The following is a 10,857-nucleotide window of genomic DNA, read 5'->3' as shown; positions in this document are numbered from 1 at the left end:
GATTTCTCCTTTTCTTTTGCTAATCTTATTTTATCACAAATTAGGTTTTAAAGAATAGTGAATTGTGGTAAAATAATAGGAAGTACGGTCGGTCTTTCCAGCAGAGTTTATGGACAGTGCTGAAAGTCCTAGAAAGACAATACTTAGAGAGAATGTAAGAATAAAATGGCTCAGTTATATTATAAATATGGCACAATGAATTCGGGCAAGACCATTGAAATTTTGAAAGTGGCCCACAACTACGAAGAACAGGGCAAAAGCGTAGTAATCATGACATCAGCTGTCGATACACGCGATGGCTTTGGCGTTGTTTCCAGCCGCATCGGCATGAAGCGGTCTGCTATGGCAATCGAGGACCAGACAGATATTTTTGGATATATTCAAAGTCTGCCTGAAAAGCCTTACTGTGTTTTGGTTGATGAGGCTCAGTTTCTGAAACGTCATCATGTCTATGATTTAGCTAGAGTGGTGGATGAGCTGGATGTCCCAGTCATGGCTTTTGGTCTGAAAAATGACTTTCGCAATGAGCTCTTTGAGGGTTCCAAGCATCTCTTGCTCCTAGCTGATAAGATTGACGAAATCAAGACCATTTGCCAATATTGCTCTAAAAAAGCAACTATGGTTTTGCGGACGGATAATGGGAAACCTGTCTATGATGGCGAACAGATCAAAATCGGTGGCCATGAGACCTATATTTCGGTTTGCCGCAAGCATTATTTCAATCCACCCATTAATAGAATGAATTAGAAAATCAAGGAGATAGATTACAAAGATGAATATTTATGACCAGTTACAGGCAGTGGAAGACCGCTATGAAGAGCTTGGAGAATTACTGAGTGACCCAGATGTGGTCTCAGACACCAAACGCTTCATGGAGCTTTCAAAAGAAGAGGCTTCAACTCGTGATACGGTAACAGCCTACCGTGAATACAAGCAAGTCCTTCAAAACATCGTTGATGCCGAAGAGATGATTAAGGAGTCTGGCGGAGATGCGGACTTGGAGGAAATGGCCAAGCAGGAACTCAAAGATGCCAAGGCTGACAAAGAAGCATATGAAGAAAAGCTCAAAATCTTGCTTCTTCCAAAGGATCCGAATGATGACAAGAACATTATCCTTGAAATCCGTGGAGCAGCTGGTGGTGATGAAGCAGCCCTTTTCGCTGGAGATTTGCTGACGATGTATCAGAAGTATGCGGAAGCCCAAGGCTGGCGTTTTGAAGTCATGGAAGCCTCAATGAACGGTGTCGGTGGTTTCAAAGAAGTAGTGGCCATGGTTTCTGGTCAGTCTGTATACTCTAAACTCAAGTATGAGTCTGGTGCCCACCGTGTGCAACGGGTTCCTGTGACAGAAAGTCAAGGCCGTGTTCATACCTCAACAGCAACTGTCTTGGTTATGCCAGAAATCGAAGAAGTAGAATACGATATCGATCCAAAAGACCTTCGTGTCGACATCTACCACGCATCAGGTGCTGGTGGACAGAACGTCAACAAGGTTGCGACAGCCGTTCGTATCGTTCATTTGCCAACCAATATCAAGATTGAGATGCAAGAAGAACGGACTCAGCAGAAGAACCGTGAAAAGGCCATGAAAATCATTCGTGCGCGTGTGGCTGACCACTTTGCACAAATTGCACAAGATGAACAAGACGCTGAGCGTAAGTCGACAATTGGTACTGGTGATCGTTCCGAGCGGATCCGTACCTATAACTTCCCACAAAACCGTGTTACGGACCACCGTATCGGCTTGACCCTCCAAAAACTAGATACTATCTTGTCTGGTAAATTGGACGAAGTTGTAGATGCCTTGGTACTCTATGACCAAACGCAAAAAACTAGAAGAGCTGAATAAATAATGACCTTAGCTCAATATTTGGCTGAGTTAGAGCAGGAGCTAGTAGCAGCAGGAGAAGAAGCAGAAAGCCTGTCTTTCGTTTATCGAGCTCTCAATGAGCTCTCCTTTACCGACTTTGTTCTCAAGCTTCAGACAGCAGTTAGCCAGGAAGAACGTGAGCAGCTAAAAGCAATCCATGAACAGCTGCTCGCTCATAAGCCAGCCCAGTATATCATTGGTAGTAGTGGCTTTCACGGTTTGACTCTCAAGGTGGACGAGCGAGTTCTGATTCCAAGGCCTGAGACAGAGGAACTGGTGGAACTGATTTTGTCAGAAAATCTCGAAGGTTCTCTGTCTGTCTTGGATATCGGAACGGGTAGTGGGGCCATCGCTCTGGCACTGGCAAGCAGTCGCCCAGACTGGCAGATTACTGCTTCTGATCTCTCTGGCGATGCTCTTGCCTTGGCGGCGGAAAACGCTCAGTCCTGCGGCCTCAATCCTACTTTTGTCCAATCTGACTGCTTGGAAGCGATTAGCGGGAGCTTTGACATCATCGTCTCTAACCCGCCATACATTTCAGAAGCGGATAAGGAGGAAGTTGGACTTAACGTTCTGACATCAGAACCTCACATGGCTCTCTTTGCCGAGGAGGATGGCTATGCCGTTTATCGGAAAATAGCCGAGCAGGCAGGAGACTATCTGACAGAAAAAGGAAAAATCTATCTGGAAATTGGCTACAAGCAAGGAGACGGTGTCAGGGAGTTATTGCAAAAATCTTTTCCCAAGAAGCGAATCCGAGTCCTGAAAGATCAATTTGGCAAGGATAGAATGGTGGCAGTGGACAATGAATAAGATTGAAAAGACTCTGGCAGCAGGCGGAGCGGTTGTACTGCCGACAGAAACTGTTTATGGCCTCTTTGCTCAAGCTTTGAACGAAGAGGCGGTTGAGCGAGTCTACGAATTTAAAAGAAGACCTCGTGACAAGGCTCTCAATCTCAATGTGGCTAGCTTGGAAGAGATTTATGCCTTTTCCAAGAACCAGCCCAGCTATCTGGAACAAGTCTATCAAGCCTTTCTACCTGGGCCACTGACTATTATCCTCCAAGCCAATGACCGTGTGCCTGCTTGGATAAACTCAGGTATGGAAACTGTGGGCTTTCGGATTCCTAAGCATTCGGTTACGCTGGACTTAATTCGCAAGTACGGACCCTTGATTGGTCCATCCGCCAATCTTTCTGGAGAAGCCAGTGGGACTTCTTTCCAGCAGATTATGGTGGATTTCCAAGAGCAAGTCTCGGGAGTAGAAGATGATGCCGCTTTGACAGGTCAGGATTCAACCATTCTGGACCTGTCTGGAGAAAAGGCACGTATTTTGCGCCAAGGAGCGATTACCCGCGAGGACATTCTCGCCCAAGTAAATGATATAACATTTTAACTATTAGGAGCCTAGCGCCCTATTTTCTCAAAAAAAAGGAGACACCGTATGATTTTTGACCAAGAAGACTACAAAGCATTTGACAAAGAACTCTGGGATGCCATTGCCAATGAGGAAGAGCGTCAGCAACATAATATTGAGCTGATCGCTTCAGAAAACGTTGTTTCTAAAGCTGTCATGGCTGCCCAAGGTTCTATTTTGACCAATAAATATGCTGAAGGCTACCCAGGTCGTCGCTATTATGGTGGAACAGACGTAGTGGATGTCGTGGAGAGCTTGGCCATTGAGCGCGCCAAGGAAATCTTTGGTGCCAAGTTTGCGAATGTGCAACCTCACTCAGGCAGTCAGGCAAATTGCGCAGCTTATATGGCTTTGATTGAGCCGGGCGACACGGTTATGGGGATGGATTTGTCTGCTGGTGGTCACTTGACCCATGGTGCTCCAGTAAGCTTCTCTGGCCAAACCTACAATTTTGTATCTTATAGCGTTGATCCTGAAACAGAATTACTGGACTTTGATGCTATCCTCAAGCAAGCCAAGGAAGTACAGCCTAAGCTGATTGTGGCAGGTGCTTCAGCCTATTCTCACATCATCGACTTTTCAAAATTCCGTGAAATCGCTGATGCAGTAGGCGCTAAGCTGATGGTCGATATGGCTCATATTGCTGGTTTGGTTGCTGCAGGTCTCCATCCAAGCCCTGTGCCTTATGCGGATATCACAACTACAACAACCCACAAGACCTTGCGCGGCCCTCGCGGTGGCTTGATCTTGACAAATGATGAAGACTTGGCTAAGAAAATTAACTCGGCAATCTTCCCAGGCATTCAGGGTGGGCCATTAGAGCATGTCATCGCAGCTAAAGCAGTGGCCTTTAAAGAAGTGCTGGACCCAGCTTTCAAGGTTTATGCCCAACAGGTTTTGGACAATGCCCAAGCCATGGCCCAAGTCTTCCGTCAGCATGATAAGTTCCGTGTGATTTCTGACGGTACTGAAAATCACCTGTTCTTGGTTGATGTCACTAAGGTTGTAGAAAATGGGAAAGTCGCTCAAAATCTCTTGGATGAGGTTAATATCACGCTTAATAAAAACTCCATCCCTTACGAGACTTTGTCACCATTTAAAACCAGCGGCATTCGTATCGGTACAGCAGCCATTGCAGCTCGAGGCTTCGGTGTAACAGAAAGTATCAAGGTAGCTGAGCTTATTATCAAGGCTCTGGAAAACGCTGAAAATGAAGCGGTGCTCAATCAAGTTCGAGCGGAAGTTCGCGAACTGACGGATGCTTTTCCGCTCTATGAAGGTTTGAACTAAGATGGACATTTATGTAAAAAAGGCCATCATTCATCAATTCAGTCCAGCTGATACCGAACTGCTACTGGCGGATAAGTTTCTCAACATCACTCCCAAGATTGAGGAATACCTGCGCAAGAAAATCGAGCGGGTCTATTCAGACGAGGCTAAAACAGGCATTTTCGAACCTGATAATGTCTTTTTGGCTCAGCTTTCGGACGACTTATTGGAAACATCCGTGACGGTGGCCAAACTTTGGCAGGAAGAGTTTTCGGTCAGTGAAAACCAGAAAACCAACGATCTGATTTTCGTTCAGTTTGACAAGGAAGGCGTGGAGCACTTTGCTTTTCTGCGGATTGCGCTGCGGGAAACCCTAACCCACCTGGGTGGCGAGGTAGACAATCCTATCAAGCTGACGCAGAACAATCTGCCTGGCTTTGGTACAGGTGCGGACGAGGCTTTGGTCATCAATCTCCAGTCTCGCAAGTACCATCTGATTGAAAAGCGCATCAAGTACAATGGTGCCTTCCTCAACTATTTTTCGGATAATCTATTGCAGGTCAGTCCCAAGATTTCACCAAAAAAATCCATCAAAACGCTGGAAAAAACGGCTCAAAAGATCGCTGAAAGCTTTAATACAGATGACTTTCAGTTTCAGTCTAAGGTCAAATCCAGCATTTTCAAAAATCTGGAAGAAAATGATGAATTGTCTCCTGAAAAGTTGGCAGACGAGCTGTTTGACAGCAATCTGACAGCCCGACTCACCTTTATTGACCAAGTTAAGGAAACTGTACCAGAGCCAATCAAGTTCGATGAGATTGACAGCAGTCGCCAGAAAAAGAAGTTCGAAAATCAAAAATTATCCCTCTCTAATGGAATAGAGCTAATCGTTCCCAATAATGTTTATCAGGATGCTGAATCCGTGGAATTTATCCAGAACGACAACGGGACTTACTCTATTCTCATCAAAAATATCGAGGATATACAAAGTAAATAATGTTTAAATTTATCAGAAGATTGATTTTGCTCATCATTCTGGCTGCCATCGCGATAAAAGGCTATCAAGTCCATCGTGATGTTAAGCAGGTTATGACCTATCAAAGCTTGGTTAGAGAAGTGCTGGACGAGCAGGACACAGCGGCTAATGAAGAGCTAGTCCTAGCCATGATCTACACAGAAACCAAGGGAAGAAACAACGACCTCATGCAGTCTAGTGAGAGTGCAACAGGCGAAATCAATTCGATTACAGACAATAAAGAAAGTGTCCGGCAAGGTATTCAGACTTTATCGGACAATCTAGAGTTGGCCAGTGAGAAAAAAGTGGATGTCTGGACGGCAGTTCAGGCCTACAATTTCGGCCAAGCCTATATTGACTACGTTGCGCAAAATGGCGGCGAGAATACGCTTGAGCTTGCAAAAAAAATACTCAAAAGAAGTGGTTGCTCCGAGTCTTGGCAATGTGACTGGAAAAACCTATTCATACTATAATATACTTTCTATTTTTTACGGACCCAAGCTTTATATTAATGGTGGAAATTACTACTATTCGCGTCAGGTACGACTAAATATGTATCTTATCCGCTTTATGGGGTGGCTGTAAACAGATGATTTGAGTATAGTTTGCCCTTTCTATAGGAATAAGAGGCTGGGATGGATAATCTCAGTCTCTTATATTTTGAGAAGAAAAAATGAATCTTAGGACTATCCGTTGTAGCGATCAGAATAAGAAGATGTTTTTCAAATTGAAGCTCGGACTAGAAAAGAAGCTAAAAAAATTTTATTTTTTCTCCTGTAGGACGGGCTTTTTGATATAATAGAAAGTATGAATAAAAGGGAAAAAATTTCAAATTATCAACTGTTACTGGCTCAGCTGGAAGCCCTGCTGGATGGTGAGACCAATGCTTTGGCCAATCTTTCTAATGCGAGCGCCCTGCTCAATCAAGCCCTTCCTCATTCGGTTTTTACTGGTTTCTATCTTTTTGATGGGAACGAGCTGATTTTGGGGCCCTTTCAAGGGGGCGTTTCTTGTGTCCACATTGCATTAGGTAAGGGAGTCTGCGGGGAATCCGCTGAGAAAGAGCAGACCATCATTGTGGATGACGTCACCCAGCATGCCAACTATATCTCTTGTGATAGCCGTGCTAAGAGCGAGATTGTGGTGCCCATGGTAAAAGATGGCCACCTTTTGGGAGTGCTAGATTTGGACTCAGCCTTGACGGGTGATTATGATAAGGTAGATCAGGAATATCTAGAAAAGTTTGTTCAGATTTTGCTTGAAAAGACAACTTGGAATTTTGAAATGTTTGGAGAAAAAGCCTAATGTATCAAGCTTTATATCGAAAGTACCGCAGTCAGACCTTTGGTCAGCTGATTGGTCAGCAGGTAGTGGCCACCACTCTGCGGCAGGCTGTGGAGCAAGGCAAAATCAGTCACGCTTATCTTTTCTCTGGTCCACGTGGAACAGGAAAAACTAGTGTTGCCAAGATTTTTGCCAAGGCTATGAACTGTCCGAATCAAAAGGACGGCGAGCCCTGCAATGACTGCTATATCTGCCAGGCTATTACTGAGGGGAGCCTTGAAGACGTCATCGAAATCGACGCGGCTTCTAATAATGGGGTCGATGAGATTCGTGATATTCGGGACAAGTCTACTTATGCGCCCAGTCTTGCCAAGCACAAGGTCTATATCATTGACGAGGTGCACATGCTCTCGACTGGAGCCTTTAACGCCTTGCTCAAGACCTTGGAAGAGCCGACCGAAAATGTGGTCTTTATCCTAGCGACGACAGAGCTACATAAGATTCCAGCGACCATTCTTTCGCGCGTCCAGCGTTTTGAGTTTAAGTCTATCAAGACGCAGGACATTATTGGGCATATTGAGTGGATTTTGGAGCAGGAAGGCATTGACTTTGAGCAAGAAGGTGTGCAGATTATTGCCCGTCGAGCTGAGGGCGGGATGCGAGATGCCTTGTCTATCCTCGATCAGGCTCTTAGCTTAACTCAGGAAAATCGTTTGACCACGGACATTGCCGAAGAAATCACAGGATCTATCAGCTTGGGAGCCTTGGATGCCTATGTAGCTGCCTTGATTGCTCATGATGCAGTTGGAGCCTTGGATAACCTCAATCTGATTTTTGACAGTGGCAAAAACATGGCTCGCTTCGTGACGGACCTCCTGCAATATCTGCGTGACTTGATTATTGTCAAAACTGGCGGGGAAAATCATCATGCCAGCGAGCTCTTTCTGGAAAATATCAAGACATCGCAGGAAACTCTATTTGCCATGATTGAGATAGCAACCAAGAGTCTAGCCGATATCAAGAATAGCCTGCAGCCTAAGATTTATACAGAAATGATGACCATTCGACTGGCTGAGGAAAAAGCAGGCTTGGACCAGATTCCTGATAACTTGGCAGAAGAACTGTCTAATCTCAAGCAGGAAATCCAAGAGCTTAAGCAACAATTAGCCAATGTTGGCAGTCAGCCAGCTCCAGCAGCTAAGAAATTGGAGGCACGACCTCAAAAAGCCAAGACCTATCGCGTAGACCGCAATAAGGTTAATGCCATCTTGGAAGAAGCGGTGGAAAATCCTGAATTGGCTCGCAGCAATTTGACCAAGCTGCAAAATGCTTGGGGTGAAATTATCGAGAGTCTGGCAGGAGCGGATAAGGCGCTGCTCATCGGTTCGCAACCAGTCGCAGCCAACGAAAACCATGCTATTTTGGCTTTTGAGTCTCATTTCAACGCTGAGCAGACCATGAAAAGAGAAAATCTCAATACCATGTTTGGAAATCTGCTGAGCAATGCCGCTGGCTTTTCACCAGATATTCTGGCCATTTCTCTCGAGGACTGGATTCAGATTCGGGCAGAATTTTCAGCTAGAAGTCGCAGCAATAAAGCAGAAGTAGCTGAAAAGCAGGAAGAAAGATTGATACCAGAAGGCTTTGATTTTCTAGCGGAAAAAATCACTGTTCAAGATGATTGAATTTAGATTTTTATGATTTTTCATGCTATAATGGAAGAATGAATAGACGACAATTTATAGTAATGGCGGCTTTTACAGCCTTAGAAACGTACTTTTTAAATAAAGCAATCATGTCTGAAGACTATCTGATGGCTATTTTCTGGGCCATTCTGATTGGTCGCAATCTGCAGATTAGCTATGTGATGGGGCGGATTATGGATGAGATTGATAAGCATTTAGGACACAAATAATGGCTAAATCAGAGAATGACTAGAGTAAGAATCTGGCACTCTCGTGGTTTTGATAAGGAATAAAGGGAGGCTGAGTGACGAGTGTCGCAGCCTCTTTTATCATGTAGAAAAGTAGAAAGAAGGAAGAAGTCGGAATGAATACAAGAATTTTTTAGAAAATTGCTATTTTTATGATAAAATAGAAGTTAGTAGCAATTGAAAGGGGCATCTATGAAGTTAAGAACAAAGGCAAAAGGTCTGAATGGTCGCATCCGTGTACCAGGCGACAAATCTATTAGTCATCGTTCGATTATGTTCGGGAGCTTGGCCAAGGGCCTTACAGTGATTCACGATATTTTGAGAGGTGAGGATGTCCTTTCTACGATGCAGGTCTTTCGTGATTTAGGCGTTAAGATAGAGGATGATGGAAAGACTGTCAAGATCCACGGTGTTGGATTTGATGGTCTCAAGGCGCCGCACAATAAATTAGACATGGGCAATTCAGGGACCTCTATCCGCTTGATTTCGGGTGTCTTGGCAGGTCAGGATTTTGCAGCAGAGATGTTTGGGGATGATAGTTTGTCCAAGCGTCCGATGGATCGGGTAACCCTGCCTCTTAGTCAAATGGGTGTGGATATTTGGGGTCAGACAGAACGAGATTTACCGCCACTTCACATCCATGGCCGAAAAGATTTAAAGCCTATCCATTATCAGCTGCCAGTGGCTTCCGCTCAAGTCAAATCAGCCTTGATTTTCGCCGCTTTACAGGCTCAAGGCGAGTCGGTCATTATTGAAAAGGAAATTACCCGTAACCATACAGAGGATATGATTGTTCAATTTGGCGGTCAGATTGAGGTCAAGGGTAAGGAAATCCGTGTGCAAGGTGGACAGACCTTTACAGGGCAAGAAGTGAGAGTGCCTGGTGATATTTCCAGTGCAGCCTTCTGGCTGGTTGCAGGCTTGATTCTGCCCCAGTCTAAAATCGTCCTTGAAAATGTTGGAATCAATGAAACCCGGACAGGGATTCTTGATGTTATTAAGGCAATGGGCGGTAAGATGACCCTTTCTAATATAGGTGAGGTGGCTAAATCCGCTACGATTACTGTTGAGACTTCTGAGCTGAAGGGAACGGAGATTGGCGGAGAAATTATCCCGCGCTTGATAGACGAGCTTCCGATTATTGCCCTTTTAGCTACCCAAGCTGAGGGCAGAACGGTGATCCGAGATGCAGAGGAGTTAAAAGTCAAAGAAACCGATCGGATTCAGGTTGTCGCAGATGCTTTAAATAGCATGGGAGCAGCCATTACCCCCACAGCAGATGGCATGATTATTGATGGGAAAACGCCTCTTCATGGCGCAATCATCAATACATTCGGTGATCATCGTATTGGAATGATGGCAGCCATTGCGGCTCTATTAGTTTCGGATGGAGAGGTAGAGCTGGTGCGGGCAGAGGCTATCAATACAAGCTATCCTAGCTTCTTTTCAGACTTGGAGGGCTTGGTGAATGGCTAGGATTTTACTTGGCTTCATGGGAGCGGGAAAATCAACGATTGCGAGAGCCTTGTCAGCAGATTTTCTGGATATGGATGAGCTGATTGTCCAAAAAATCGGCATGTCCATCCAAGAGTATTTTGCTCAATACGGCGAGCAAGCCTTTCGAAAAATTGAAGCTGAAGTCTTGGCTGAGTGTATCCAGCAGGATGTCGTGCTTTCTACGGGAGGCGGTGTCGTCTTGAGCTCCCAAAATCGTGAATTATTAGCCCGAAATCTCCAAAATATTTATCTGAAAGCTGACTTTGAGACCCTGTTTCGTCGGATTGAGCAAGATGAGGAAAATCAGCGCCCCTTGTATCTGACCAAGAGCAAGGCAGATTTGCAAGAGATTTTTAAACAACGGCAGGCTCTCTATGAGGCGGTTGCGACACAGACAATTGACGTGGTAGGAAAAACGCCACAAGAAATTATTGAGGAAATTCAATGAAAGTAGCTTTTTTTAGGACCCAAGGGATCTTTTTCCCACCATGTTGCCCAAGAAGCCTTTCCCCAAGCAGACTTGGTGCCCTACCAAAATATCACAGAAGTGATGAAGGCCTATGAAGGGAAAG

General features: G+C 44.9%; 10 protein-coding genes and 3 pseudogenes. All 13 read left to right on the top strand.

What is annotated here, in order from left to right; genetic code table 11:
* Positions 1-165: 165 nt before the first annotated feature.
* Positions 166-747, top strand: a complete 582-nt coding sequence (locus tag SCRDD08_RS06990; protein ID WP_061422999.1) for a thymidine kinase — start codon at positions 166-168, stop codon at positions 745-747.
* A 25-nt stretch (positions 748-772) separates the two neighbouring features.
* Positions 773-1,853 (top strand): annotated as a pseudogene (prfA, locus tag SCRDD08_RS06985) (peptide chain release factor 1).
* Positions 1,853-2,683, top strand: coding sequence for a peptide chain release factor N(5)-glutamine methyltransferase (gene prmC, locus SCRDD08_RS06980; RefSeq protein WP_061422997.1), 831 nt, complete (start codon positions 1,853-1,855; stop codon positions 2,681-2,683). Before prfA ends, prmC begins: the two are co-directional and overlap by 1 nt.
* Positions 2,676-3,266 (top strand): L-threonylcarbamoyladenylate synthase, encoded by a 591-nt coding sequence (locus SCRDD08_RS06975; RefSeq protein ID WP_061422996.1) that lies wholly within the window; start codon positions 2,676-2,678, stop codon positions 3,264-3,266. The genes prmC and SCRDD08_RS06975 overlap by 8 nt, the downstream gene beginning before the upstream one ends.
* Before the next feature lie 48 nt (positions 3,267-3,314).
* Positions 3,315-4,577 (top strand): serine hydroxymethyltransferase, encoded by a 1,263-nt coding sequence (glyA, locus tag SCRDD08_RS06970; RefSeq protein ID WP_061422995.1) that lies wholly within the window; start codon positions 3,315-3,317, stop codon positions 4,575-4,577.
* A gap of 1 nt (position 4,578) precedes the next feature.
* Complete coding sequence (locus tag SCRDD08_RS06965) at positions 4,579-5,553, top strand: nucleoid-associated protein (RefSeq protein WP_061422994.1); 975 nt, start codon at positions 4,579-4,581, stop codon at positions 5,551-5,553.
* A pseudogene (locus SCRDD08_RS06960) lies at positions 5,553-6,156 on the top strand (lysozyme family protein). The gene SCRDD08_RS06965 and the pseudogene SCRDD08_RS06960 overlap by 1 nt, the downstream one beginning before the upstream one ends.
* 222 nt (positions 6,157-6,378) lie before the next feature.
* Positions 6,379-6,876 (top strand): GAF domain-containing protein, encoded by a 498-nt coding sequence (locus SCRDD08_RS06955; protein ID WP_061422993.1) that lies wholly within the window; start codon positions 6,379-6,381, stop codon positions 6,874-6,876.
* Positions 6,876-8,540: a DNA polymerase III subunit gamma/tau gene (gene dnaX / locus SCRDD08_RS06950; protein WP_061422992.1), complete on the top strand. Its 1,665-nt coding sequence runs from the start codon at positions 6,876-6,878 to the stop codon at positions 8,538-8,540. The genes SCRDD08_RS06955 and dnaX overlap by 1 nt, the downstream gene beginning before the upstream one ends.
* 38 nt (positions 8,541-8,578) lie before the next feature.
* Positions 8,579-8,770, top strand: a complete 192-nt coding sequence (locus tag SCRDD08_RS06945) for a DUF3272 family protein (RefSeq protein ID WP_061422991.1) — start codon at positions 8,579-8,581, stop codon at positions 8,768-8,770.
* A gap of 210 nt (positions 8,771-8,980) precedes the next feature.
* Entirely contained in the window at positions 8,981-10,264 is a 1,284-nt protein-coding gene (gene aroA, locus SCRDD08_RS06940; protein ID WP_061422990.1) for a 3-phosphoshikimate 1-carboxyvinyltransferase, read from the top strand.
* Positions 10,257-10,733 carry a shikimate kinase gene (locus SCRDD08_RS06935; protein WP_061422989.1) on the top strand — a complete coding sequence of 159 codons (477 nt, stop codon included), beginning with the start codon at positions 10,257-10,259 and terminating at the stop codon, positions 10,731-10,733. Before aroA ends, SCRDD08_RS06935 begins: the two co-directional genes overlap by 8 nt.
* A 21-nt stretch (positions 10,734-10,754) precedes the next feature.
* Positions 10,755-10,857: pseudogene (locus tag SCRDD08_RS12215) on the top strand (prephenate dehydratase); the annotation flags it as partial.

It is taken from the genome of Streptococcus cristatus, assembly GCF_001578775.1.
Taxonomy (GTDB): Bacteria; Bacillota; Bacilli; order Lactobacillales; family Streptococcaceae; genus Streptococcus; species Streptococcus cristatus_A.
This window is presented reverse-complemented; position numbering and strand designations above follow the sequence as displayed.